This is a genomic window from Azospirillum sp. FG154, from assembly GCF_057809575.1.
Window position 1 is genome coordinate 217,164 of record NZ_JBMDKF010000001.1, and the last position, 23,785, is coordinate 240,948.

Genomic DNA, 23,785 nt, shown 5'->3' on the forward strand with positions numbered 1-23,785 from the left:
ACTCCCGAAAACACGACGCCCGCCGGACCATCCGGCAGGCGGTCATCGGCGGGCGGGGGCGTCTGCGGTCAATGCACCGTCGGGGCGGACGGCGCGGCGGCGACCGGCAGGCCCGGGGCGCCAAGCGGCCCGGACACCGGGCGCGACAGTTCGGCCAGACGTTTTTCGGCGGCGATGGCGCGGGCCTGCGCCTCCTTCACCTCGCGCTCCAGAAACAGGACGCGGTTGCTTTCGCGCCGGGCGCGGCGGCGGTGGCGGCGCTGGCTGTTCCAAACGACGAAACCGCCCGCCAGAAACCCGGCCAGCAGGGCCAACAGCGCCGCCAGATACAGCGGCGCGTCCAGCGTGAAGGGCAGAGGCCACAACGACAGGGTCACGCCGTCACGGTTGGACACCGCGAACAGCACCGCGACCAGAGCGATGGGCAGGGTGACGATCCAGGACAGATAACGCAAAGCGACGATTCCTCAGAATTACGGACTCCCCAAGACCGCCGGGGAAAAACACCGGCGGAGAACGATCAATCCGTGTTCAACCGCTCCCGAAGCTGCTTGCCGGTCTTGAAGAAAGGGATGCATTTTTCGCCGACGTCAACCGATTCCCCAGTGCGTGGGTTGCGACCTGTGCGCGCGTCGCGCCGCTTGATCGAAAACGCCCCGAAGCCGCGCAGCTCCACCCGGTCGCCCCGAGCCAGCGCCTCGCTGATTTCGTCGAAGATGGTGCCGACGATCTTTTCGATGTCGCGCTGGTACAGGTGCGGATTGCGCTCCGCCAAGCGTTGGATCAGTTCCGACTTGGTCATGGCCGTTGACGTTTCCCCCTTCTGCGCGGGGCGCGTTGGAGGGTGCGCGCCGCTTGGAAAAAGCGTGCCACCACGCCCCCACCCCGTCAAGCTAAGCCGTTCTGACGAAACATCTTTCAACCCCGCCCACACCAAGCCGCGTCACGCGGGACGCAAGTAACGCCGTTCCACCGCGATGAGTTGCAACTTTCGGGCAAAAAATTTCCCAATGAATGCGTAATTTAGACGCCGAACTTTCTCCGCAGACCATTGATCTGGAAAAATAAAATCGCCGAACGTCACCCTAGGAATTTTAATGATCGGACCCTATGCGCGATTTTTCGGCAAAACCGCCTTTCATGTCTATGCGCCGATTGTCGCGCCCGGCTCCATCGCCATTGGAGCGTGACTTTGGTTTGACGCGCGTTGAGCGTTCATCCGACGAACGTTGATCGCATTCAGGAAGCGCCGCAAAGCGCCGTCATCGGCAAAACGATCAACGCCGCGTCTACATCGCCGCTCCCAGCCGGGTTCCTTCCAGAATGGCGTCGTCGAGCACCGTCGAACTCCGGTCGCAGCCGGTCAGGTCGGCCATGGTCAGATCGCTGCCCTTCATGTTGGCGCCCAACAGCGACGCCCCGGCCAACCGCGCCCGCACCAGCGAGGCGCGCATCACCTTGGCCCCGGCGCTGACCAGCAGCATGCCCAGATTGGCGTTGTCGAGCTGGCAATCGATCAGGATCGCCCGGTCCAGCTTGACGCCGCGCAGATCGGCGCTGCGCAGATCGGCGCTGCGCAGGTCGGCCCCGTCGAATTGCGCGGCCTGGAGCTGGGCGCCGTTCAGCCGGGCGTTGCGCAGCTTGGCCCCGGTCCCTTTGGCCAACGTCATGATCTTGCCCGACAGATCGGCCCCTTCCAGATTGAGGCCGGTCAGGTCCAACTGGCTGCCCTGCTTGCCGCTGGTGCCCAGCCAGATCATGTGCTGCTTGAGCATGGTGTCGAGTTGATCGGCGGGCAGCGCCGGCATTTCGGCGGCGACCGCCGCCTCTTCCTCGACATCCGGTTCCGGGGCGGCGCCCGCGTTCATTTTGGCGGCGCGGCGGGCGTCCTCGTCGGTGCGGATCGCCTGTTGCATCCGCTCGTCGTCGATCTGCGTGCCGGTCAGGATGGCCCCGCGCAGATCCGACCCGTTCAGATCCGCTCCGCGCAGATCCGCGCCCGTGAAGTTGGAGCCGCGCAGGTCGGTGCGGTCCAGCCGCGCGCCCGACAGCTTGGTGTTGGTGAAGTCGGCGGCCTGGGCGAAGCTGCCCGACAGGCGCGCGCGCGCCATGTTGGCGTTGGTCAACCGGGCCGACGCCATGTCCGCCGGGCCGGGATCGAAGCCGACGACCTTCATCTCCCCGTCGCTGTTGCGGTTGTAGACGCTGCCGTCGCGCAGATCGACCTCCACCATGGTGGCGCCGTCCAACTGCGCGCCGCGCACGTTGGCCCCGCGCATGTCGGTGCGAATCAGCCGCGCCTCGTTCAGGTTGGCCCCGCGCAGGTCGGCGCCGTAGAGATCGGCGTGGTCCAGCAGCGTTCCCACCAGTTTGGCGTCGCGCAGAATGACGCCGGACATGTGCGCCCCGGTCAGATTACGCCCCGACAGATTCAAGCCCGACAGGTCAAAAAAGGGCAGATTGGCCCGTGCGCCGTTCGGGCGCCCTTCCAGGAAACGCAGGTGCCGCTCACAGACTCGGTCGAGCTGCTCTTGGGACAATCGGATGCGGGATTTGCCGTCTTGCGCCATCAGCGGTCACGCGAACAGGGCGTCGATGTCGGACTGGGAAATCTCCGCGCCGCCGCCGGTTGGTTCCGGCGGCGGGGGCGGGGGCGGGGGCGGAGGGGCGGCCTTTTTCTTGGCTGGGGGAGGCGGTGGTGGCGGCGGCGGGGGAGGAGGGGGCGGCGGCGAGACCTCGAAGGCTGGTTCGGCCCGCTCCATCGCGCTGGGGAAGCTGTCGAACAGGGCGTCGATGGCGTCCTGGCTGACCTCCGGCCCGCCAAGCTGGGGACCGTTGAGCAAATGCGCGTCGGGGCGGGTGTCGCCGCTCTTGCGGTGCGAGGTGACGTCGTCGCCGACGCCCTGCCCAGCCCCGGCCAATCGTTCAACGCCCCAAATCTCGATCATCGTGTTCACGCGCTCTTCGATGTAGCGCAGCGTGTTCACGACCTTGGTGGTGCGTTGGCCGGTGATGTCCTGGAACGAGCAGGCGGTCATCACCTCGATGCACCACGCCTCGATCGCGTCGATCTGTTCGGCCAGATCGGGATCGTCGCGCGGGATCGACATGGTGATTTCCTGAATCTTCTCGGTCGCGTTCAGGATATCGGTGGTCGCGCGCTCCGTCGCCGCGACAATTTCGTCCAATTCGCTGGTCGCCGCCTCGATCCGGTTCGATCCGGTGTCGGTCGCCTTCAGGGCGGCGATGTCGCTGCGCGCCTCGCGCACCACTTGGGTGATGGCGGTCAATTCCTGCTGGAAGCGCTGATCGCCGCCCGCCGGACCGGCCAGCCCCAGCGGGGCCGAAGGCGTCGCGCCGCTCAGACGGTTCACCTGATTTTCCAACTGGCCGACCAGCCGCTGGAAATCATCCGACGCCACGACGCGGGTGCGCCGGTCGCGCATGCGCAGAAAGGCCCGGCCCCGCGACGATTGCGACAGGGCCTCTTCCATCTGCAAATAATCTTGCTCGGTCAGTTCCAGGAGTGGCCCGCCGCTCATCCCATCCATCCGCCCAGCCTTACGCCCACCCGAAGGTCATAATCGCCACCTTACCCTGAGAAAGCCCCCAGGGCAAAGCGGTCCAACACGTATGTCTCCCCCCGCGCGCAATCCAGCCCGCGCCCATTCAGTTCCATGATCGGCGTTTCAGTCCGCCGCCCGCCTCGGCTATGATGGCGGGAACGGGCTTGAACACGCTTTCTTTTTCTCCCAAATCAGCCCGGTTGACAACGGAGAGGGCGGACCCATGACGGCGAAGGCGGCGAAGATGGCGACGAAAACGGCGGCGGCGGTTGGGATCGCCGCGTGGCTGACCGCCGGGGCGGTTGTGGGCGGTTTCAGTCTTCCGGCGACGGCGGCCCTGCCCGTCGGCGCCACCGGCGTCCACACCATCGCGCCGATGCTGGAGCAGGTGACGCCCGCCGTCGTCAACATCTCGGTCCTGTCGCGGGCGCCGCAGGCGGAAAACCCGCTGCTGCGCGATCCGCTGTTCCGCCGCTTCTTCAACATCCCCGACCAGCCCCAGGCCCGCCCGCAGATGAGCGCCGGGTCGGGGGTGATCGTCGACGCCGCGCGCGGCTACGTCATCACCAACAACCATGTGGTGGAAAACGCGCAGGAGATCGCCGTCACCCTGAAGGACCGCCGCCGCCTGCGCGCCAAGCTGATCGGGCGCGACGCCGCCACCGACATCGCCCTGCTGAAGATCGAGGCGAAGGGGTTGAGCGCGCTGACCATGGGCGATTCGGACCGGCTGAAGGTCGGCGATTTCGCCGTGGCCATCGGCAACCCCTTTGGCCTGGGCCAGACGGTGACGTCGGGCATCATTTCGGCGCTGGGGCGCAGCGGCCTGAAGATCGAGGGGTATGAGGATTTCATCCAGACCGACGCCTCGATCAACCCCGGCAATTCCGGCGGCGCGCTGGTCAATTTCAACGGCGAGCTGATCGGCATCAACACCGCCATCATCGGCCCGGCGGGCGGGTCGGTCGGCATCGGTTTCGCCGTGCCGGTCAGCATCGTCCGCTCGGTGGTCGATCAATTGAGCGAGTTCGGCGAGGTGCGGCGCGGGCGGTTGGGCGTCGCCATCCAGGATCTGACGCCCGATCTGGCCGACAGCCTGAATCTGGTCGGCGACGAAGGCGCGCTGATCGCCAAGATCGAGCCGGGATCGCCCGCCGACGGCGGCGGCCTGCGCAGCGGCGACGTGGTGATCGCCGTCGATGGCCGTCCGGTGCGCAGCGCCACCGATTTCCGCAACCGCATCGGCCTGCTGCGCGTCGGCACGCCGGTGAACGTCACCGTGGTCCGCAACGGCGCGCAAAAATCGCTGACCGTGCGCACGGCGAAGTAAAGAATGCTACCCTAGCGGCATGACCCGTCCGATCAACCAACGCCGCGCCGCCGCGCCGCCGGTCGCCAAATCCCCCGCGCAGCGCCAGCGTGAAATCGCCACGCTGCTGATGCGGCTCGACGCCATGCTCAAGCAATCGAACGAGCAGGCGACGGCGGCGCGCGAACGGGTGTCGATCGGCGGGTTGACGCGCTACCGCCGGTTCAGCCGCCGGGTCCGCGATTTCTTCGCCCTGGCCGCCGTCGCCCAAGAGCGGCTCGACGCCGCGCCGGAGGAGATGGAGGATCTGATCGACGCGATGACCACCGCGCTGGAGCGTTTGCACACGCGCATGGTCGTCGTCTTCGTCGAGGGCACGGTCGCCTTTTTCGCCGCCTACGCGCGGGTGAAGGCGCTGCCCATCGGCGCGCATGAAATGTGCGGGGTGGAGCTGCGCGGCGTCGTCGAGATCCGCAAATTCCTCGACGATCCGCTCTATGACGGGGAGCGCGGCGTCGCCCTGCGCGCCCAGGCCGACCGCATCATCGGCTTGATCCGCATCGTCATGGACCGCATCCCGCCATTGCCCGATTTTGGCGACGCGCCCAGCATCGGCCCGAAGGGGACGGTGAACAGCCCGCTGAAAGGCCCCGGCGCGGGCGTTCCGCGCCCGGCGGGCCGTCCACAGAGCATGCCGCCGCCGCGTGAAGCGCCCCCGCCTCCGCCGCCGGAAGTCCGCTCCCTCAGCCTCGACCAATTTGAGGATGAGGAGGACGACGAGGGCTGAGTCGGGCTGGTTCTGGCTCAACGGCCCTGGTGGCCGCTGGGGGTGCTGAGCGCGCCCACCGCCGCGCCTGCGGCGCCACCCAACAGACCGCCATAAATCGCGCTGCCGCCGGTCACGGCGCCGATCACGGCGCCGCCCGCCGCGCCAATTCCGCCGCCGACCAGCGCGTTGTTCTCCCGGCGGTTCAGATTGGCGCAACCCGACAGCGCGCCCGCCGCCATCACCAGAACCACCAAGCCCGTGGCCGTGCGGCCCATCGCGGCGCGTTGTGTCGTCATGGTCATGCGATCTCTCCTCTGTTTGCGCGCGCCATCGAAAAGAAGAAGACGCGCGTCTTGGTGAGATATCTGGGAAGCCGTGGCGGCAAACGCCTGTGACCTTTCCGGGACCGTTTTTTTGCCCCAACCGACGACCGAAACAATTCGGCTTCCGATCAGACATGCAAAAAGCGAATAGCTTTCACAACGCATTGTTCATATTCGCAATCCATAACGTTCCCGCCAACTCGTTCGTCAGCCCATCAAACACCGCCCCGTCCGCTTTATCGCTGACGCGCTGGCGGACAAGAAACTCAGGGATGCCCACCATGCCTTTCGCCGCCCGTCCGACGCCGCTGTTGTCGGCCGCCCCGTGCAGCCCCAGCGAACGCCGCGAGCGCAGCCCGCTTGCCCCTCGGCCCGGTCTGGACGGCGTTCCGACCTTCGAGCGTGACGCGCAGGCCCATCCCCCAGGCGCGAGCCACCGCCCGGCTCCGGTTCCTCCCCCCAGCGCCCCCATGGGGCAGATCATCGAAATGGCGGCGACCGGCCTGTGGGTCATCAAGCGGCGCGGCGTTCTGCTCGACATCGATGGATGCAATCACTGGGACAGCCCCGCCGCCCTCGCCGACGCCGCCAAATCGCACGGCGTTCCACTGTCGGACATCGTGATCCACACCGGGGCGATCCACACCGGGGCGATCCCCTGACGCCACGACGCCACGCGACCACCGGGGCGCCGGTGGCGTGGACATTATGGCGCACGCCGCGACGTTCGCCTTGCCGATCAAACCGTTGCGCCGCCGTCACAACTCACGCATTATGCGCGGCTTGATCGATCAACTGTATGGTTGATTCGCCGTTTTCCCTCCTTGCCAGGATGGTGACGGACCAATCGCCAGCCGCGCGCGGGACATGGAAGACATCGACCGCCAACGGACGTTGGAATATTTTGAACGGTTGGGGAAAGACCGCGTTCGCCTTTACGCCGCCATCGACTGCGAGCGTTTTTTGGGCGGTTGGCAGGTCCGCGAGCTGGCCGACCAATGGCTGGCCAGTCAGGATGGCGACGACCGCGCCCGCCCGCTGTGGCGGCGCCTGCTGCGCCGCCAGCGCCAGAGTTGACCGTCAGCGCCGTTCGGGAAACAGGCTGAGCAGCCCTTCGCGACTCGCCGCGCACACCCCGCGTTCGGTGACAAGCCCCGTGACCAGCCGGGCCGGAGTCACGTCGAAGCCGTAATTCGCCACCGGGCTGCCGTCGGGCGTCACCATGATGGTTTCCGTCCGCCCGTCGGCGGTCAGGCCGGTCAGATGCGTGACCTCGCGCCCGTCGCGCTCCTCAATGGGGATTTCGCGCAGGCCGTCGCTCATGCCCCAATCGATGGTCGGCGACGGCAGGCCGACGTAAAAGGGCACGCCATTGTCAAAGGCGGCCAGCGCCTTCAGATAGGTGCCGATCTTGTTGCAGACGTCGCCGGTCGCGGTTGTCCGATCCGTGCCGACGATGCACAGATCGACCTTGCCATGCTGCATCAGATGCCCGCCGACATTGTCGGCGATCACCGTGTGCGGCACGCCGTGGCGGTTCAGCTCCCACGCCGTCAGGCTGGCCCCCTGGTTGCGCGGGCGGGTTTCGTCCACCCAGACATGCAGCGGGATCCCCTGCTCGAACGCCGCGTAGACCGGGGCCAGCGCGGTTCCCCAATCGACCGTCGCCAGCCAACCGGCGTTGCAATGGGTCAGCACCTGCACCGGCTCGCCCGCCCCCTTGCGCTGGGTCGCCGCGCGGATCAGTCCCGCGCCGTGCTGGCCGATGGCGTGGTTGATGGCGACGTCCTCGTCGGCGACCGCCGCCGCCTCGACAGCCGCCGCCGCCGCGCGGAACTCCTCGGGCGCGCCCGTCAGATGGTCGCGCAGCCGGTCCAGCGCCCAGCGCAGATTGACCGCCGTCGGGCGGGTCGCCAGCAGCGTGGCGCAGGCCCGCTCCAGCCCGGCGTCGGACGGATCCGCGCGCATCGCCAGCGCCACGCCATGGGCCGCCGTCGCCCCGATCAACGGCGCGCCGCGCACCAGCATGGCGCGGATGGCGTGGGCGGCGTCCTCCAGGCTGGTCAGGTGAACGACGGCGAAGTCGTGCGGCAAGCGGGTCTGGTCGATGATGGCGACCGCGCCATCCTCCGTCGGCCAAATGGTCCGATAGGCCGCGCCGTCGATCCGCATGTCCCCGCCCTCCCCCGCAATCCAGCGCCGATTCCGGCGTCCGCTGATTGGCCCACCATAGGCGCGGGCGGCGGCGGGTTCAATGCGGGGGAGCGCGGCGGCGGCGTCGCCACGCAAAATTGCACAAACAATGTAAGGCTTTGCAGAACGGGCCGAGTGTGGTTGCCTGTGAAACTCAGTCGCTGACGACGCCACAGTATGGAGCGCCCCCGCGCATGGTGAAACGCTGTCTCGGCCTGATCGCCTCGGTCGCCGTGACCCTGCTCGGCCTGTTGCTGGTCACGTTTCTGATTGGCCGCGTCGTTCCCATCGACCCGGTTCTGGCCATCGTCGGCGACCGCGCCACCGCCGACACCTACAGCCGTTTGCGGATGGAGCTTGGCCTCGACCTGCCGCTGTGGCGGCAGTTCCTGCGCTACCTCGCCGCCGTGGCGCAGGGCGATCTCGGGCAATCCGTCCTCACCTCCCGCCCGGTGCTGGAGGATGTGTTGCGGGTGTTCCCGGCGACGCTGGAACTGGCGACGGTCGCCGTCGTCATCGGGGCGGCGCTGGGGGTTCCCGCCGGGGTGCTGGCCGCCACCCATCGCGGCAGTCTGGCCGACCATGCGATCCGCCTGCTGGGGCTGGTCGGCCATTCCGTGCCGATCTTCTGGCTGGGGCTGATGGGGCTGCTGCTGTTTTACGCCAAACTGGATTGGGTTCCGGGTCCGGGCCGCGTCGACGTCTTTTACGAGGGGCTGGTCGAGGCGAAGACCGGAATCCTGACCTTGGACGCCCTGTTGGCCGGGGAAACCGACGTGTTTTGGAACGCCCTGCATCATCTGGCCTTGCCGTCGGTGATTCTGGGCCTCTACAGCGTCGCCTACATCGCGCGGATGACGCGCAGCTTCATGCTCGACCAGTTGCGCCAGGAATACATCACCACCGCGCGGGTCAAGGGCCTGTCGGAGGCGCGGGTGGTCTGGCGCCACGCGCTGGGCAACATCGCCGTGCCGCTCATCACCGTCATCGCCCTGTCCTACGCCACGCTGCTGGAGGGATCGGTCTTGACGGAAACCGTGTTCGCCTGGCCGGGCCTGGGCCTGTACATCACCAATTCGCTGCTCAGCGCCGACATGAACGCGGTGCTGGGCGGCACGCTGGTCGTCGGCTCCGTCTTCATCGGGCTGAACCTGCTGTCCGATCTGCTGTACCGCCTGCTGGACCCCCGTGCGAGATAAGGCCGCCGTGACGATGAGCGACGCTTCCCCCCCATGGCGCGCGTGGCTGACCACCGACACGCCGCAATCCCGCCTGCAAGCCCGTCTGGGCCGCGCCTGGACCGGCTGGCGGACCTTCCGCCGCAACCGGCTGGCGATGGCCGGGCTGCTGATCGTTCTGGCCCTGGTCGTGGTGGCGGCGCTCGCCCCGCTGCTGGCCCCGCATCACCCCTATGAGCAGGATCTCGCCAACCGGCTGCTGGCGCCGGGGCCGGGCCATTGGCTGGGGACCGACAGCTTCGGGCGCGACATCCTGTCCCGCCTGCTCCACGGCGCGCGGCTGACCTTGATGATCGTCGCCCTGGTCGCCGTGACCGCGCCGGTGGTCGGGCTGTTGATCGGCACGGTGGCCGGGTATCTGGGCGGCTGGACCGACGCGGCGCTGATGCGCGTCACCGACATTTTCCTGGCCTTCCCCAAGCTGATTCTGGCCTTGGCCTTCGTCGCCGCGCTTGGCCCCGGCATCGAAAACGCGGTGATCGCCATCGCCATCACCTCCTGGCCGCCCTACGCGCGCATCGCGCGGGCGGAAACCCTGACCGTGCGCCACGCCGATTTCATCAGCGCCGCCCGGCTGCAAGGGGCGTCCAGCCTGCGCATCATTCTGGGCCACATCATGCCGCTGTGCGTCGCCTCGCTGGTCGTGCGGGTGACGCTGGACATGGCGGGGGTGATCCTGACCGCCGCCGGGCTGGGCTTTCTGGGCTTGGGCGCGCAGCCGCCGCTGCCGGAATGGGGGGCGATGATCGCCGCCGGGCGGCAGAACGTGTTGGAACAATGGTGGGTCGCCGCCATGCCGGGCTTCGCCATCTTCGTCGTCAGCCTTGGATTCAACCTGCTGGGCGACGGCCTGCGCGACGTTCTGGATCCGAAGGGGGATTGAGGCGATGAGCGACCAACCGCTGTTGGAGGTCTCCAACCTCCGCGTCGCCTTCCCCACCCGCCAGGGCGCGACCGAGGCGGTGCGCGGAGTCTCCTTCACCCTGGGCCGGGAAAAGCTGGGCATCGTCGGCGAATCCGGCTCCGGCAAGTCGATGACCGGACGGTCGATCCTGCGTCTGGTCCCGCCGCCGGGAATCGTCACCGCCGACCGGCTGGCCTTTCGCGGCGAGGATTTGTTGAACGCCTCGGAACAGCGGCTGCGCGCCATCCGGGGCAGCGGCGTCGCCATGGTGATGCAGGATCCGAAATTCTCGCTGAACCCGGTGATGACGGTGGGCCGCCAGATCGCCGAAGCCTATCGGGTCCACAGCAAGGCCAGCGCGCGCGAGGCCAAGCGCCGCGCCCTGGAGATGCTGGAGGCGGTGCGCATCCGCGATCCCGAACGGGTCTATGACCGCTACCCGCACGAGGTGTCGGGCGGCATGGGCCAGCGGATCATGATCGCCATGATGCTGATCCCCAACCCCGCCCTGCTGATCGCCGACGAACCGACCTCGGCGTTGGACGTCACCGTGCAAATGCAGATTCTGGCGATCCTGGACGATCTGTGCGGCCAGCGCGGCATGGGCATGATCTTCGTCAGCCATGATCTGAACCTCGTCGCGTCCTTTTGCGACCGCATCCTCATCATGTACGCCGGGCGGGTGGTGGAAAGCTGCCCGGCGTCGGAACTGCGCGACGCCCAGCATCCTTACACGCGCGGGCTGCTCGACAGCCTGCCCCGACTGGACGATCCGCGCCGCGATCTGCCGGTGCTGACCCGCGATCCGGCTTGGCTGACCGACGACGCGCCGCTGGGGAGCGCGCCGATGAGGAACGCACGATGATCCGCGTTGAAGACCTCCGCGTCGCCTTCGGCCAGGACGCGAACCGCGTGACCGCCGTGGACGGCGTGTCGCTGAGCGTGCGCGAGGGCGAATGCTTTGGGCTGGTCGGCGAATCGGGGTCCGGCAAATCCACCGTGCTGCGCGCGGTCAGCGGCCTAAACCACGACTGGACCGGGCGGGTGTCGGTCGCCGGGGCCGATCAGTCGCCGCGCCGGGCCAAGGGCTTTTTCAAAACCTGCCAGATGGTGTTCCAGGATCCCTACGGCGCGCTCCACCCCCGCCATTCGGTGGACCGCATCCTCGCCGAACCCGTCGCCATCCACGGCTTGGACGATCCCGACGGGCGGATCGACCGGGCGCTGCGCGAGGTCGGGCTTGGCCCGTCCTTCCGCTTCCGCTACCCGCATCAATTGTCGGGCGGCCAGCGCCAGCGCGTCGCCATCGCCCGCGCCCTGATTCTGGAGCCGCGCGTCCTGCTGCTGGACGAGCCGACCTCGGCGCTCGACGTGTCGGTGCAGGCGGAGATCCTGAATCTGCTGCGCCGCCTGCGCGCCGCCCATGGCCTGACCATGGTTCTGGTCAGCCACAATCTGGCGGTCGTCGCCAATCTGTGCGACCGGCTGGCGGTGATGAACCGGGGACGGCTGGTGGAGGAGCTGACGGTGGACGCCCTGCGCCACGGCGACGCCCGCCAGCCCTACACCCAACAATTGCTGCGGGCCAGCCAGGGCTATGACCGCGCGACGGCGGACAGCTTCCGCGACTTCGCCTGACGGGTCACGCCGCGCGGTCCGTCGCGGTGAGCAGCGCCGCCAGGGCGGCGGCGACCGCGCCCGCCGCAAAGACCGACGCGTAGCCCCACGCCCCAACCAGAAGCCCGGCGCCGGGGGCCGACAGGGCGATGGCCAGATCGAAGAAGGCGACGTAAGCGCCCAGCGCCACCCCGCGATTTTGCGGCGGAACCCGCTTCACCGCCTCCACCCCCAACGACGGGAAAACCAGCGAGAAGCCAAGCCCGGTGATCGCCGCGCCCGCCACCGCGACGTCCGGCGTCGCCGCCGTCGCGATCACCGCCTGCCCGACCAATTCCACCAGCAGGGAGCCGATGGCGACCCGGCGTCCGCCCAACCGATCCGGCAGACCGCCCGCCACCAGACGGGTGGCGATGTAGGCCGCCCCGAAGGCGCTCAGGGCCAGCCCGGCGCCGTCCCACCCCCGCGCGGCGAACAGCAGCGGCGCGAAGGCGGCCAGCATGGTGAAACCGACGCTGGACAGCGCCAGCCCCAGACCGGGACGGGCGATTGTCCCCATCACCGCCGTGAAGGGCATCCGCACCCCGGCGGCGGGGGCCACCGGCGGCACGAAGACCGCGACCAACAGCCCGACCAGCGGGGCCAACGCCGCCGCGACCGCCACCAACGCGAAGCCGCCCAGCCCATGGACCAAGGGAGCCAAGGGGAGCAAAGGAAGCTTGACCGACAGCAGCGCCCCGCCGACCGGCGCGCCGAGCGCCAGCGCGCCATACATGGCGATGCCGTTCCAGGCCATCACCTTGCCGGAATTCTGCGGCCCGACCACGCCGATGGCCCAGGACAGCGCCCCGGTGACGAGCAGGCTTTCGCCCAGCCCCAGGGCGACCCGCCCCAGCAGCAGAACCGCCAGCCCGACGCCGGTCGGAACCACCGTCGACAGGCCGTAGCACAGCCCCGCCAGGGCCGAGATCGCCAACCCGCGCAGCACCGCGCGCTTGGGGCCGCGCGTGTCGGACAGCACGCCCGCGTGACGGCGGGTCAACAGGGTGGCCACCGATTGCAGCCCGATCACCACCCCGACCATGACCGCGCCCAACCCCAACGCGCCATGGGCGTGCAGCGGCAGAGCGGTCAAGGGAAGACCGATGGCGAGAAAACCAAAGAACACGATGAACACGAACGGCGACAACCGGACCAGCGCCGACGCGGCGGCGGGCGCGGAAGGCGCGGCGGGACGGGAGGCGAGCGAGTCGCTCATGATGAAAGCCTTATCGATGGAGTGAGACAGACCCCATCCTTCGTCCGGCTCAGGCATGATTTACAGTGCAATGATCTGACTTTATAAGTGCGTGAAACGCAATCCGTGGGGCGCGCCGATGGACATGGGCCTGCTGCTGGCGCTCGACGCGCTGTTGACCGAGGGCAGCGTGACGCGGGCGGCGGAACGGATGAATCTCAGCGCCCCGGCGATGAGCCGCACCCTGACCCGCATCCGCGACACCGTCGGCGACCCGATCCTGGTCCGCGCCGGACGCCGCATGGTCCCCACCCCGCGCGCGGAGGCGATGCGCGCGCGGGTTCACGCCCTGGTGGCGGAGGCCCACGACCTGCTGCGCCCCGACGCGCTGGACCGGGCGACGCTGACCCGCCGCTTCACCATCCGCATGGGGTTTTCCGGGGCGCTGGCCGCGCCCTTGTTGACCGCGCTGCGGCGCGAGGCCCCCGCCGTCACCCTGCGCTTTGTCGGCGAGGGCGAGGAAAAGGCCGAGGATCTGCGCGATGGTCGGGTCGATCTCGACATCGGGGTGATCGGGCCGATGGGGCCGGAACTGCGCGTGCAGACGCTTTACCGCGAGGGCTTCGTCGGGGTGGCGCGGGTTGGTCATCCGCTGCTCGACGGGCCGTTGACCGCCGCCCGCTACGCCGCCTGCGCCCACGCCAGCGCGTCGCGGCGCGGACGGGCGCGCGGCCCGATCGACGCGGCGTTGGAGGCTTTGGGACTGTCGCGGCAAGTCGATCTGGTGGCGCCGGGGGCCGACGACGCGCTGTTCGCCGCCGCGCAATCCGATCTGATCGCCGCCGTGCCGGACAGCGCGGCGCGCCGGGCCATCGCGCTGGGGCTGGCTGTGGCGCGCTTTCCGTTGCCGGTCGAAACGCCGCCGATCACCATCGCGCAGGCCTGGCATCCCCGGCAGCAGGGCGACCCGGCCCATCGTTTCTTACGCGAAACGACCCTCGCGGTGGCTCAGCGCCTCACCGCGCTCCCGACAGGCGGATGACGCACAGCTTGTCCGCCGCGCTCTTGGCGTGGGTTTTGTTGTCGGCGATGGTGGCGTTGATGGCGTCGGGCGTCAGGCTGTGCGGGCCGGGGGCGATGGCGACCACCACGCCGCTGACCGACAGCAACGGATAGGACCGCATGGCCCCGTAACGATCCTTGGCCATGAAGCTTCCCGCCTCGCGCGTCGCCGCGTCGTAGAGGCTTTCGGCGTCGGAGCGGAATTGCGCCACCAGCTCGACCAGCCGGGCCAACACCTCCGCCTCGTCGCCGCCGCTGACGCCCAGGAAGAAATCATCGCCGCCGATGTGCCCGACGAAGCATTCGCCGGGCGCCGCCGCCGCCCAGGCCTTCAGCCGCTCGCTGAACATCAGAATGGCGCGGTCGCCCTGGCGGAAGCCGAAATTGTCGTTGAACGGCTTGAAATTGTCGAAATCCAGATAGGCCAGCGCGTGGGACCGCGCGCCGTCGGTCAACGCCTCTTCGATGTGGCGGACGATGGCGGCGTTGCCGGGCAGCCGGGTCAACGGGTTCTGGTCGGTCGCCATGGCGAGGTTGCGTTCATGGACCAGCCGCAGCAGCGCGCTGCTCGACAGCACCCCGGCGTAGGCCCCGCCCTCGACGATGACGATGCCGTCGTCGGCGGAATCGGCGGAGAAGGCCTCGATCACCCGATCCAGCGGGGTGGAGATGTCGCAGACCGGCATCTTGATGACCAGATCGTCCAGCCGGTCGCCCAAGCCCCGGTTGCGCAGCAATTCGCCGCCGAAGCGGGAATAGACGAAGCGCTTCAAATCGCGCTCGCGGATCAGGCCGAGCGGGCGGTCATGTTCGTCCACGATGGGGGCGATGGAGGCGCTGCCGTCGCCCTTGAAGTAATCCAGCAAGTCGGTCTTGCGCGCGGTGACGCGCAGCGGCGGCAGGCGTTCGATCACCTCCGACAGGCGGCGGTGCGCCTCGCTCGGCTGGCGGCGGTCCTTGGCGTTGAGATCCTCGACGACGGCGTAGCTGGTCGGCAGCGCGCCGACGTCCAGACGCGGGCGGGAAATCAGGAATCCTTGGGCGAAATCGCAGCCAAGATCGCGGCAGACGTAAAACTCGCTGGCCGTCTCCACCCCTTCGGCGACGATCTGGATGCCCAGCGCGTGGGCGTGGCCGATCACCGCCGCGACCAGCGCCCGCTTGCGCGCGTCGCTGTCGATGTTGCGGATGAAATACTCGTCAAGCTTCACGTAATCGGGCCGCGCCTCGTACAGCAGGCGCAAGCCCGCGTAGCCGACGCCGAAATCATCGATGGCGATGCCCAACCCGCCCTGCCGATACTGCTCGATGGCCCCTTCGACGGCGACGCCGGGCGGGGTGGAGCGCCGTTCGGAGATCTCCAGGACGATTCCGCCCTGCCGCCGTCCGCCGCCGTCGCGCGGCAGCCAGGGCGAATCCGGCTTGCCGACCAGACGGGCGTCGAGATTCAAGAACAGTTTGGCCTCAGTCCAACCGGCCAAGGCGCGGTAGGACGTCACCGCCTTGGCGTGCAGCGCCGATTCCACCGCCCCCAGCACCACCACCCCCGCCGCGTCGGCGGCGTCGAGCAGGGCCGTGGCGTCGGCGAAGGGCGTGCGGTCAAAGCCGCGCAGCAGCGCCTCGTACCCGTGGCAACGCCCGCTGCGCAGTTGAACGATGGGTTGAAAGGCGTAGGTCAGGGCCGCCACCACCGGCGCCCAATCGAACAGCGGCTTGGACGCGGAATCGCCGACGCCGCCCGCCAGGGCGGGCCGCCCGTCCGTCTTTTCGTCCATTGATAGCAAGGTCATTGAAAGACCGCCGCCCGCTGTGTTGCGCGCGCCCGTCGCGCGCCGAAACCCGATGGCTCAAGATCTGGTTGTAGCAGACCATCTTTGCGGTTTCGTGACTCACGGGCAGGCTTTTCAGCCTTTTCGCCGGGACAACCCGCTTGCCTTTTGCGGGTAAGCTTCTCTATCCCTGGCTGCGACGTGCGGAGCGGGGCGGCGGAATGGCCGCCGCCCGCGCCACAGGTCAAACGAAGGAGAGCGGGGATGATAAAGATCCTCAAACTCCTGGTTCTTATCCTGCAACTGATCAAAGAGATCCTTGATCGGATGCTGTAAGAACCGGGCCATGGGGGATGCGGTCGCGAGCCGCATCCCCTTGGTCCCTTCCATTATGGGAAGGAAACCGCCGATGGCAAGACCGCTTGCGTGATTTTGCCGCGCGCAACCCTACGCCGCAACCTCGACCTCCGCCGGGGCGCGGCCCGAGGCCAGCAGATAGGCTCCGGTCATCGCGTCGGCCAGCGGTTCGGCGATGGGACGGCCCAGCCGTTCGACCAGGAACGGCCACAAGGGCACGGCCAGACCGCCGGAGAAATAGAGCGTGTCGGTCTCTTCCAGCTTCAGCGCGCGGGCCAGGGCGACCAGATGATCGACCGCGCGGTCGCGGATGCCCAGCGCCACCGGATCGCCCGCGTCCGCCGCCGCCAGCACGAAGGGCGTCAGGCTGGCCATCCGTTCCGGGTTGGGGTTGGCCAGGATGTCGTCGAGCGACTCCGACCCGCAGATGGTGGCGATCAGCGATTCGGCGAGCGGCCAGGGCGGGGCCACCGTGTCCTTGACCTCCAGCGCGTGGCGGAAGGCTTCCAACCCGATCCAGGCCCCGCCGCCGCGATCCCCGACCGTCCAGCCCCAACCGTCGCGGGAAAAATTCGTTCCGTCGGGCAGCAGACGGCGCGCCGTCACCCCGGTCCCCACCGCCACCATGCCGCAAGGTTTTCCCGCGCCCGCGCCGATCAACGCGGCGTAGCCGTCGTTGATCGGCAGGATGCGGCCAAAGGGCGGGCAGGCGGCGACAAAGGCGGCGCGGGAGCGCATCACGTTCAACCCCGCCGACCCGATGGCCAGCGTGATCCCCGCCCGATCCTCCGGGTCATGCCCGGCGTCGGCGGCGCAGCGCCGCCACAGCGCCATGACGCTGGCGACGGCGCGGGCGCAGTCGGTGTTGGGGTTGCAGGGGCCATCGACGGCGCTGGCCAGCGTCACGCCGTCGGCGTCGGTCAGGCGGCCACGGCTGCGCGTACCGCCGCCATCGACACAAAAATAGACAGCGGACGTCATGGGAACCACGTCTCCTCACACAGGCTGCGTCATGAAAGCGGAAGCGCCCGCAGGGTCTGCGTCCCGCTCCAGCGTTGGTTGGGGGCAAGGGACACAGACGCGCCGACCGCCGCCGCCTCCACGCAGACGAAACGGCGGTGGCCGTCCGGCGGCAGGGCGGGCAGTTGGTCGGTCGCGGCGGGCTTCCACACCACGGCGTCGCGGAAACCGCTCTGTTCGATCCGCAGGACGGACGCCGCCCGCTCCAGCGTGATCGGGCGTTCGGCGTTCAAGAAAATCCGGTCAATGGGGGCGTCGAGCGAAATCGGCGCGTCGCCCGCGCGCAAACGGCGGTCGCCGTCGGCGCTGTCGATCAGCTCCAACCCGGCCAAGCCCGACACCCGGTCGGTCACGTCGGCCCTCAGATAGCTGTGCAACGCGGTGGTGAAGGCGAAGGCCTCCTCCCCCACGTTCGTGACGTCCAGGCGGATCGACAGATGGTCGTTGTCAAAGCGCGCGGTCAGCTCCAAACGGAAGCGATGCGGCCAGACCGCCAGCGTGTCCGGCGAGTCGGAAAAAATCAACGTCACCCAACCGCAGCCGTCCGCCTCGTCCAGTCCCTGCCCGGCCACGCTCCACCGGGCGGCGCGGACGAAGCCGTGCTTGGGCAGGGGGCCACGGGCGGCGAATTGCGGGAAGATCACCGGCACGCCGCCGCGAATGGCGTCCGTCGCCGCCCACGGGTTGGTCGGGCTGAGATAGAGCCGCTCCGCCCCATCCGCCCCCCACCATTGGCAGATGGTCCCGCCCTGCGGCGAAAAGGCCAACCGCGCGCCGTCGCGGGCGGTGACGACGTGAACGGGAACGGCCTCGCCGCCCAGGGACTCAAGCGGAACAGGGATGGTCATGGCGCGCTGGTCCTTTGCGAAGGCCCGGAGGATCGCTCAGGCGACCCGCGCGGCGACGGGCTGGGGGGCGGCGTCCGGCCCCTCGGCGATCCGCAAGCCGCTTTCCGCGTCGAACAGATGCAGATTGCCCGGACGCAGCCGCAACGTCACCGGCTGGTCGATGAGCCACCCATGGTCGGGGTGTTCATGAACGGTGACGACCGTGCCATCGGTCAGACGGACGCGCAAGAAACTCTCCGCCCCCAGATACTCCGACCCGATCAGCGTTCCCGCCAACCCGTCGTTCCCGGCGGGCAGCACCTCGAAACCGTTCGGGCGGATCCCGGCGGTGACGGCCCCGTTCGCGGCGGCTGTGCAGGGCAGACGCCCCGACCCGGCCAGCGTCAACACCCCGCCAGCCGCTGCCCCCGGAACCATGTTCATGCCGGGCGAGCCGATGAAGGTGGCGACGAAGGCGTTGGCCGGGCGGCGGTAGAGGTCGGACGGCGTGCCGATCTGCTGCACGATGCCGCCGTTCATCACGATGATGCGGTCGGCCAGCGTCATCGCTTCGACCTGATCGTGGGTGACGTAGACCATGGTCGCGCCCAGCCGCCGGTGCAGATCGGCGATTTCCGCCCGCACCTGGTTGCGCAGAGCGGCGTCCAGGTTGGACAGCGGCTCGTCGAACAGAAAGACCTCGGGATGGCGGACGATGGCGCGGCCAATGGCGACGCGCTGGCGCTGCCCGCCCGACAATTCGCCGGGGCGGCGCTTCAGGAAGGGTTCCAGCGCCAGGATGCGCACGGCCTCGGCCACCCGCTCAGCGATCAGCGACGCGGCGGTGCGGGCCTGCTTCAGCCCCAGCGTCAGGTTGCCTTCCACGGTCAGGTGCGGGTACAGGGCGTAGCTCTGGAACACCATGGCGATGCCGCGCTTGGACGGCGGCAGGTTGCTGACGTCGCGCCCGCCGATCCGCACCGTGCCGGTGGACTGGTCGCTCAGGCCCGCGATGATGCGCAGCAGGGTGGATTTGCCGCAGCCCGACGGGCCGACGATGACGATGAATTCGCCGTCGGCGACGTCGAGATCGACGGTCTTCAGAACCTCGACGGCGCCGAAGCGCTTGGAAATGCCTTCGAGAACGAGTTTGCCCATGGTTTCCTCTCAAATCCCGCGTCGAGCGTTCGTTCACTTCACCGCGCCAGCGGTGATGCCCCGGATCAACTGGCGGGAAAACATCAGATACAGGATCAGCATCGGCACGATGGCCAGGGTCAGGGCCGCCAGGACGGCGTTCCAATCCGTGATGAACTGACCGATGAAGGATTGCGCGCCCAAGGTCATCGTCCGCGTGCTTTCGCCCGGCGCCAGCACCAGCGGGAACCACAGATCGTTCCAGATCGGCACCATGGTGAAGACCGCGATGGTGGCGATGGCCGGGCGCACCACCGGCAGAACCAGCCGGAACAGGATGGTGTATTCCGACAAGCCATCGACGCGCGCCGCGTTCTTCAGATCGTCGGACACCTGCCGCATGAACTCCGACATCACGAAGACCGCCATCGGCAGGCCTTGGGCCGTGTAGACCAGGATCAGCGCGAACAGCGTGTTGGCCAGCCCCAGCGAGACCATCATCTTGAGAATGCCGACCGTGCCGAGCCGGATCGGCACCATGATGCCCATCACCAGGAACAGGCCGATCAGGCGGTTGCCGGGAAAGCGGTATTCCGACAGGGCGAAGGCCGCCATCGCGCCGAACAGGATGATGAAGAACAGCGCGCAAACCGTGACGATCAGGCTGTTCTGAAAATAATGCAGGATGTCGCCGCGCTTCAGAACCGTGTCGTAGCCGATCAGGGTGATCGTCTCGAAGCTGGGCAGGGCCAGCGGCGCGCCGAAGATCTCCTTGCGCGGTTTGAAGGAGTTCATCACCACCAGCAGCGTCGGCGCCAGCGCCAGCAGGGTGAAGCCGATGAGAACCAGATGGGCGGCCAGGGTGGAGATCTGGAAACGGCGCGCAATCGTCTGCGTCATGGCCGGAGTCCTTACATTTGATAATAGGCAAGCCGACGCTGCACGCCATAGAGATAGACGCAGACGCCGCACAGGATGATGAGAAACATGGCCCCGGCGATGGTCGCCCCCATGAAGGGGTCGCCGGATTGCAACTGGTTGCCGAAGAAGGTGCGGTACAGCAGCGTTCCCAGAATGTCGGTGGAGAAATTCGGCCCGGCCAGCGCGCCTTGGCTCACATAAATCAGATCAAAGGCGTTGAAATTGCCGACGAAGGTCAGGATCGACACCACGCCGATGGACGGCCAGATCAGCGGCAGCTTGATTTTGAAGAACTGGGTGATCCCCGTCACCCCGTCGCAGGAGGCCGCTTCCAGCAGTTCGTCGGGGATGGCGATCATCGCGGCGTAGATCAGCATCATCGGCAGACCGATGAATTGCCAGACCGAAATCAGCGCCAGCGTGACGAGCGCGGTGTCGGGCTGGCCCAGCCACGGCCCGAACCAGGATCCCAGGCCGACCGACCCCAGCAGCGTCTTCGACACGCCCCAGGCCGGGCTGAGGATCAATTTCCAGACGAAGCCGACGATGACGAAGGACAGCATGGTCGGCAAAAACAGCGCCGTGCGGTAGAACTCGCGCCCCGGCAGCTTGCCCAGCGACAGCAGCGCCGCCAGCAGAACGCCGATGGGGTTCTGGACCAGCATGTGGATGATGAAGAACAGCGTGTTGTTCCACAACGCGTTCCAGAACGGCCCCTGCCAATAGCTGTCGGTCAGCAGGGTGGTGTAATTGGCCAGACCGACGAACACCGCCTCGCCGTCCGGCCCCTTGCCGTAGAGCGAGAGGCGCAGGCTGTCGAAGACCGGCAGCAGCATGATGACCGTGTAGATGAGAATCGCGGGCGCCAGCAACACCCCAATGTGCCAGCGGATTGGTTTGCGCTGTGCCGACGTCGCCACGGCAGACCCTTTCGATCGGAGGAGTCCGGGCCGCGCGAAGGCGGCCCGGATGACGGTCAATGATGGGAACGGCTTACTTCTGCTGCGGCTTGTACCAGTTGGCCAGAGCGGCCTGGAGACGCTCCGCCGCCTTTTCCGGGGTTTCACTGCCGTTGATGACGTTGGCCGACGCGCCCCAGGTGGCGTCTTCCAGGTTCGGCTTCGCGCCGCGCGACAGAATCTGATAGGTCGAGCGGATGGTGGATTTGCAGCCGTTGCGCCAGCCGACGAAGGTCTGCGCCAACGGATCCTCGACCGCCACCGGCGCGGTTTGCAGGCTGAAGAAGCCCGGCAGCGCGTTGGCGTAAATCTTGGCGAAGTCCGGGGTCGTGACCCAGGTCAGGAATTTTTTGGCGGCCTCCTGATTCTTGCTCTTGGTGTTCACGCCCATCGCGATGTCGGGATGGTCGGAGATGTAGCAGGTGTCGCCGACCTTGCGGACCGGCGGCGGGAAGGCGCCCATCTTGAAGGTGGCCTGGGCGTTGAAGCCCGAGATTTCCCACGACCCGCCGGGATAGATCGCCGCGCGGCCCAGCGTGAAGATGTTCTGGCTGTCGGCGTAGGATTGCGCCTTGTAGCCGTCGCCCAGATAGGGACCCCATTTGGCCAGCGTGCGCAGGGTTTCCAGCCAGCCGCCTTCCGACAGCTTTTGCGTTCCCTGGATGACGGCGTTGCGGCCCTCTTCACCCTTCCAATAATTCGGGCCGATGTTCTGATAGCCGGTGGTCGCCGCTTCCCACTGGTCGGCGGTGCCCATGGCCATCGGAACGTAGGTTCCGTCCTTCTTGATCTTGTCGAGCGCGGCGAACAGCTCGTCTTCGGTCTTCGGCTCCTTCAGGCCCAGCTTGTCGAAGGCTTCCTTGTTGTAGATGAAGCCATGCAGCACGGAGGCCATCGGCACGCAGAAATTGGTCTTGCCGTCGTCGGTGCTCCAGGCCAGCTTGGCGGCGGCGCTGAAGTTGTTCATGCCGGGCAGATCGTTCAGCGGAGCCAGACGGCCCTTGGTGAACTGCTCCAACGAGGCGTCGAACGGGCGGCAGGTGACGATGTCGCCGGCGGTGCCGGATTCCAGCTTGGCGTTCAGGGCGGCGTTGTATTCCTTCGGCGCGGTCGGCGCGAACGTCACCTTGATGTCGGGGTGGGTCTTTTCAAAGGCGGGGATGATCTTGTCCTGCCAGATGGCCAGATCGTCGGCGCGCCAGCTTTCAATCACCAGAGTGCTCGCCGCCTGGGCCATCGGCGCCCAGCTTGCGCACACCGCCACCACCGCAGCCGACATTGTCAAAGCGCGCTTCATCGTTCGTACCCTTCCGTCTGAAATGTTCGATTGAGCCGGTTGTTCAGGACCCATCGGCCTGTTCGCCGACACGCCGTCCCGGCCACGTCGGCTGCACTAGGACGATACCAAAACAATACCAAAAGGAAACCATTTTTTTGCCCATCAATAATTTTTGCGATGGGAGACGCCCTTTTGGGCCGCTTTCATCCTCCGATTTACGCTTGAATCTCCTATAAAAATCATAAAATTCAGACTTATAAGGAAAATTGCGCCGCCTTTGAAACAAGCGAAATCACCAACAATCAAGCCTGTTGACAGTCCAAAAAATTGGTCCTAAACATAAGACCAATCAGATACCAATGATCCAGCAGGGGCTACCCATATGCGCACCGAGGCGATCTCCCCACGTTATTCCACGCTCGATCAGTGGAAACCGCAGGAGGTCGTCCAGGCGCTGTGGGCCAGCCAATCCCACGCGGTGGCGGCCTGCCTGCCGGTTCTGCCGACGCTGGTCGCGGCGGTGGAGGCGGCGGCGGCGCGGCTGAAGCGCGGCGGGCGGCTGTTCTATGTCGGGGCCGGATCGGCGGGCGCGATGGCGGCGGTGGACGGGATTGAGCTGCGGGCGACCTTCGGCTTCCCTGCGGCCCGCACCGTCATTCTGTTGGCGAGCGGCCTGGATTTCTCGCGCGGCATGCCGGGCGGGCATGAGGACGATTACGACGCCGGACGCCTGCGGATGCTCGATTACGGCTGCGACGACAAGGACGTGGTGATCGGCGTGTCGGCCAGCGGGGCCAGCGTTTTCACCACCAGCGCGGTGCAGGAAGGCCGGGCGCGCGGCGCGCTGACCATCGGCCTGTCCAGCGTCGCCCACAGCCCGCTGATCCAGTCGGTGGAGCATCCGCTCGTCACCGACACCGGCGAGGAGGTGATCGCCGGTTCCACCCGGCTGGGGGCCGGAACCGCGCAAAAGGTGGTGTTGAACCTGTTTTCGACGGCGCTGATGGTCCGTTGCGGGGCCGTCCACGGCAACATGATGGTCAATCTGCGCCCGGAAAACGACAAGGAACGTCAGCGGGCCATTGCCATCATTCAACAAATAACCGATTGCAAGGACACGCAGGCGGAAGCCGCCCTGGCGGAAGCCGGGGACGCCAAGCACGCCGTCCTGCTGGTCAGCGGCATGAGTCTGGAACAGGCCAAGGCGGCGCTTGCGCGGTCGGGCGGCGTTCTCGGCCCGGCCCTGGCCGAGGCGCACCGCCGATGAAAGTCCGTTCTTTGAGCCTCCGTTCTCTGAG

The 23,785-nt window shown here is 67.5% G+C and carries 25 protein-coding genes; 10 read left to right on the top strand and 15 right to left on the bottom strand.

Annotated elements, in window-relative coordinates; translation table 11 throughout:
- Positions 1-68 precede the first annotated feature (68 nt).
- The 4 genes from ACODS4_RS01060 to ACODS4_RS01075 form a co-directional block, all read right to left on the bottom strand.
- The gene (locus ACODS4_RS01060) at positions 69-455 is read right to left on the bottom strand and encodes a lipopolysaccharide assembly protein LapA domain-containing protein (RefSeq protein WP_488859856.1); all 387 of its coding nucleotides are present in this window, start codon (positions 453-455) and stop codon (positions 69-71) included.
- A 65-nt stretch (positions 456-520) separates the two neighbouring features.
- On the bottom strand, positions 521-802 hold the full coding sequence (gene ihfB, locus ACODS4_RS01065; protein WP_119828808.1) for an integration host factor subunit beta: 282 nt from the start codon (positions 800-802) through the stop codon (positions 521-523).
- Between the two features lie 487 nt (positions 803-1,289).
- A complete protein-coding gene (locus ACODS4_RS01070; RefSeq protein WP_488859858.1) occupies positions 1,290-2,570 on the bottom strand; it encodes a pentapeptide repeat-containing protein in 1,281 nt (426 codons plus the stop codon).
- Between the two features lie 6 nt (positions 2,571-2,576).
- Positions 2,577-3,542, bottom strand: a complete 966-nt coding sequence (locus ACODS4_RS01075; RefSeq protein ID WP_488859860.1) for a hypothetical protein — start codon at positions 3,540-3,542, stop codon at positions 2,577-2,579.
- Between the two features lie 247 nt (positions 3,543-3,789).
- Between ACODS4_RS01075 and ACODS4_RS01080 the strand changes: the two genes are divergently transcribed.
- Both ACODS4_RS01080 and ACODS4_RS01085 read left to right on the top strand, forming a co-directional pair.
- Positions 3,790-4,896 (top strand): Do family serine endopeptidase, encoded by a 1,107-nt coding sequence (locus ACODS4_RS01080; protein ID WP_488859862.1) that lies wholly within the window; start codon positions 3,790-3,792, stop codon positions 4,894-4,896.
- 19 nt (positions 4,897-4,915) lie between these two features.
- Complete coding sequence (locus ACODS4_RS01085) at positions 4,916-5,662, top strand: hypothetical protein (protein ID WP_488859863.1); 747 nt, start codon at positions 4,916-4,918, stop codon at positions 5,660-5,662.
- A gap of 17 nt (positions 5,663-5,679) precedes the next feature.
- Here the strand turns inward: ACODS4_RS01085 and ACODS4_RS01090 are convergent, their stop codons facing one another.
- Positions 5,680-5,946 carry a YMGG-like glycine zipper-containing protein gene (locus tag ACODS4_RS01090; protein WP_488859865.1) on the bottom strand — a complete coding sequence of 89 codons (267 nt, stop codon included), beginning with the start codon at positions 5,944-5,946 and terminating at the stop codon, positions 5,680-5,682.
- 175 nt (positions 5,947-6,121) lie between these two features.
- On the bottom strand, positions 6,122-6,250 hold the full coding sequence (locus tag ACODS4_RS01095; protein ID WP_488859867.1) for a hypothetical protein: 129 nt from the start codon (positions 6,248-6,250) through the stop codon (positions 6,122-6,124).
- On the opposite strand from ACODS4_RS01095, the gene ACODS4_RS01100 reads away from it, so the two are divergent.
- Positions 6,249-6,629, top strand: coding sequence for a hypothetical protein (locus ACODS4_RS01100; RefSeq protein WP_488859869.1), 381 nt, complete (start codon positions 6,249-6,251; stop codon positions 6,627-6,629). The two genes, ACODS4_RS01095 and ACODS4_RS01100, sit on opposite strands and share 2 nt — an antisense overlap.
- 205 nt (positions 6,630-6,834) lie before the next feature.
- A complete protein-coding gene (locus ACODS4_RS01105; protein WP_488859871.1) occupies positions 6,835-7,044 on the top strand; it encodes a hypothetical protein in 210 nt (69 codons plus the stop codon).
- Between the two features lie 3 nt (positions 7,045-7,047).
- Here ACODS4_RS01105 and mtnA read toward each other — a convergent pair whose 3' ends face one another.
- A complete protein-coding gene (gene mtnA / locus ACODS4_RS01110; RefSeq protein WP_488859873.1) occupies positions 7,048-8,139 on the bottom strand; it encodes an S-methyl-5-thioribose-1-phosphate isomerase in 1,092 nt (363 codons plus the stop codon).
- Between the two features lie 215 nt (positions 8,140-8,354).
- On the opposite strand from mtnA, the gene ACODS4_RS01115 reads away from it, so the two are divergent.
- From ACODS4_RS01115 to ACODS4_RS01130, 4 genes are read left to right on the top strand one after another with little or no spacing between them, the layout of a single operon-like run.
- Positions 8,355-9,359 (top strand): ABC transporter permease, encoded by a 1,005-nt coding sequence (locus ACODS4_RS01115; RefSeq protein ID WP_488859874.1) that lies wholly within the window; start codon positions 8,355-8,357, stop codon positions 9,357-9,359.
- A 13-nt stretch (positions 9,360-9,372) separates the two neighbouring features.
- The gene (nikC, locus tag ACODS4_RS01120) at positions 9,373-10,281 is read left to right on the top strand and encodes a nickel transporter permease (protein WP_488859876.1); all 909 of its coding nucleotides are present in this window, start codon (positions 9,373-9,375) and stop codon (positions 10,279-10,281) included.
- A 4-nt stretch (positions 10,282-10,285) separates the two neighbouring features.
- A complete protein-coding gene (locus ACODS4_RS01125; RefSeq protein ID WP_488859878.1) occupies positions 10,286-11,167 on the top strand; it encodes an ABC transporter ATP-binding protein in 882 nt (293 codons plus the stop codon).
- Entirely contained in the window at positions 11,164-11,940 is a 777-nt protein-coding gene (locus ACODS4_RS01130) for an ABC transporter ATP-binding protein (RefSeq protein WP_488859880.1), read from the top strand. Before ACODS4_RS01125 ends, ACODS4_RS01130 begins: the two co-directional genes overlap by 4 nt.
- A gap of 4 nt (positions 11,941-11,944) precedes the next feature.
- On the opposite strand, the gene ACODS4_RS01135 is transcribed toward ACODS4_RS01130, so the two are convergent.
- On the bottom strand, positions 11,945-13,177 hold the full coding sequence (locus ACODS4_RS01135; RefSeq protein ID WP_488859882.1) for an MFS transporter: 1,233 nt from the start codon (positions 13,175-13,177) through the stop codon (positions 11,945-11,947).
- A gap of 91 nt (positions 13,178-13,268) precedes the next feature.
- On the opposite strand from ACODS4_RS01135, the gene ACODS4_RS01140 reads away from it, so the two are divergent.
- Positions 13,269-14,198, top strand: coding sequence for a LysR family transcriptional regulator (locus ACODS4_RS01140; protein WP_488859884.1), 930 nt, complete (start codon positions 13,269-13,271; stop codon positions 14,196-14,198).
- On the opposite strand, the gene ACODS4_RS01145 is transcribed toward ACODS4_RS01140, so the two are convergent.
- From ACODS4_RS01145 to ACODS4_RS01175, 7 genes are all read right to left on the bottom strand, one after another.
- Positions 14,173-15,993, bottom strand: a complete 1,821-nt coding sequence (locus tag ACODS4_RS01145) for a bifunctional diguanylate cyclase/phosphodiesterase (protein WP_488859886.1) — start codon at positions 15,991-15,993, stop codon at positions 14,173-14,175. The two genes, ACODS4_RS01140 and ACODS4_RS01145, sit on opposite strands and share 26 nt — an antisense overlap.
- Before the next feature lie 441 nt (positions 15,994-16,434).
- Positions 16,435-17,325, bottom strand: a complete 891-nt coding sequence (locus ACODS4_RS01150) for a glucosamine kinase nucleotide-binding domain-containing protein (RefSeq protein WP_488859888.1) — start codon at positions 17,323-17,325, stop codon at positions 16,435-16,437.
- A 29-nt stretch (positions 17,326-17,354) separates the two neighbouring features.
- On the bottom strand, positions 17,355-18,212 hold the full coding sequence (locus tag ACODS4_RS01155) for a D-hexose-6-phosphate mutarotase (RefSeq protein ID WP_488859890.1): 858 nt from the start codon (positions 18,210-18,212) through the stop codon (positions 17,355-17,357).
- A 36-nt stretch (positions 18,213-18,248) separates the two neighbouring features.
- Positions 18,249-19,349: an ABC transporter ATP-binding protein gene (locus ACODS4_RS01160; protein ID WP_488859891.1), complete on the bottom strand. Its 1,101-nt coding sequence runs from the start codon at positions 19,347-19,349 to the stop codon at positions 18,249-18,251.
- Between the two features lie 33 nt (positions 19,350-19,382).
- Entirely contained in the window at positions 19,383-20,228 is an 846-nt protein-coding gene (locus tag ACODS4_RS01165; RefSeq protein ID WP_119828792.1) for a carbohydrate ABC transporter permease, read from the bottom strand.
- Positions 20,229-20,239: 11 nt separating this feature from the next.
- Entirely contained in the window at positions 20,240-21,169 is a 930-nt protein-coding gene (locus ACODS4_RS01170; protein ID WP_488859893.1) for a carbohydrate ABC transporter permease, read from the bottom strand.
- Between the two features lie 73 nt (positions 21,170-21,242).
- A complete protein-coding gene (locus ACODS4_RS01175) occupies positions 21,243-22,505 on the bottom strand; it encodes an ABC transporter substrate-binding protein (RefSeq protein WP_488859895.1) in 1,263 nt (420 codons plus the stop codon).
- 364 nt (positions 22,506-22,869) lie between these two features.
- On the opposite strand from ACODS4_RS01175, the gene ACODS4_RS01180 reads away from it, so the two are divergent.
- Entirely contained in the window at positions 22,870-23,754 is an 885-nt protein-coding gene (locus ACODS4_RS01180) for an N-acetylmuramic acid 6-phosphate etherase (RefSeq protein ID WP_488859897.1), read from the top strand.
- Positions 23,755-23,785 lie beyond the last annotated feature (31 nt).

Coding starts and splice junctions, on each gene's coding strand:
- ACODS4_RS01175 (WP_488859895.1), bottom strand. CDS start 22,505: ATGAAGCGCGCTTTGACAATGTCGGCTGCGGTGGTGGCGGTGTGCGCA.
- ACODS4_RS01125 (WP_488859878.1), top strand. CDS start 10,286: ATGAGCGACCAACCGCTGTTGGAGGTCTCCAACCTCCGCGTCGCCTTC.
- ACODS4_RS01075 (WP_488859860.1), bottom strand. CDS start 3,542: ATGAGCGGCGGGCCACTCCTGGAACTGACCGAGCAAGATTATTTGCAG.
- ACODS4_RS01080 (WP_488859862.1), top strand. CDS start 3,790: ATGACGGCGAAGGCGGCGAAGATGGCGACGAAAACGGCGGCGGCGGTT.
- ACODS4_RS01115 (WP_488859874.1), top strand. CDS start 8,355: ATGGTGAAACGCTGTCTCGGCCTGATCGCCTCGGTCGCCGTGACCCTG.
- ACODS4_RS01090 (WP_488859865.1), bottom strand. CDS start 5,946: ATGACCATGACGACACAACGCGCCGCGATGGGCCGCACGGCCACGGGC.
- nikC (WP_488859876.1), top strand. CDS start 9,373: ATGAGCGACGCTTCCCCCCCATGGCGCGCGTGGCTGACCACCGACACG.
- ACODS4_RS01130 (WP_488859880.1), top strand. CDS start 11,164: ATGATCCGCGTTGAAGACCTCCGCGTCGCCTTCGGCCAGGACGCGAAC.
- ACODS4_RS01145 (WP_488859886.1), bottom strand. CDS start 15,993: ATGGACGAAAAGACGGACGGGCGGCCCGCCCTGGCGGGCGGCGTCGGC.
- ACODS4_RS01135 (WP_488859882.1), bottom strand. CDS start 13,177: ATGAGCGACTCGCTCGCCTCCCGTCCCGCCGCGCCTTCCGCGCCCGCC.
- ACODS4_RS01155 (WP_488859890.1), bottom strand. CDS start 18,212: ATGACCATCCCTGTTCCGCTTGAGTCCCTGGGCGGCGAGGCCGTTCCC.
- mtnA (WP_488859873.1), bottom strand. CDS start 8,139: ATGCGGATCGACGGCGCGGCCTATCGGACCATTTGGCCGACGGAGGAT.
- ACODS4_RS01085 (WP_488859863.1), top strand. CDS start 4,916: ATGACCCGTCCGATCAACCAACGCCGCGCCGCCGCGCCGCCGGTCGCC.
- ihfB (WP_119828808.1), bottom strand. CDS start 802: ATGACCAAGTCGGAACTGATCCAACGCTTGGCGGAGCGCAATCCGCAC.
- ACODS4_RS01150 (WP_488859888.1), bottom strand. CDS start 17,325: ATGACGTCCGCTGTCTATTTTTGTGTCGATGGCGGCGGTACGCGCAGC.
- ACODS4_RS01070 (WP_488859858.1), bottom strand. CDS start 2,570: ATGGCGCAAGACGGCAAATCCCGCATCCGATTGTCCCAAGAGCAGCTC.
- ACODS4_RS01100 (WP_488859869.1), top strand. CDS start 6,249: ATGCCTTTCGCCGCCCGTCCGACGCCGCTGTTGTCGGCCGCCCCGTGC.
- ACODS4_RS01165 (WP_119828792.1), bottom strand. CDS start 20,228: ATGACGCAGACGATTGCGCGCCGTTTCCAGATCTCCACCCTGGCCGCC.
- ACODS4_RS01160 (WP_488859891.1), bottom strand. CDS start 19,349: ATGGGCAAACTCGTTCTCGAAGGCATTTCCAAGCGCTTCGGCGCCGTC.
- ACODS4_RS01095 (WP_488859867.1), bottom strand. CDS start 6,250: ATGGTGGGCATCCCTGAGTTTCTTGTCCGCCAGCGCGTCAGCGATAAA.
- ACODS4_RS01105 (WP_488859871.1), top strand. CDS start 6,835: ATGGAAGACATCGACCGCCAACGGACGTTGGAATATTTTGAACGGTTG.
- ACODS4_RS01180 (WP_488859897.1), top strand. CDS start 22,870: ATGCGCACCGAGGCGATCTCCCCACGTTATTCCACGCTCGATCAGTGG.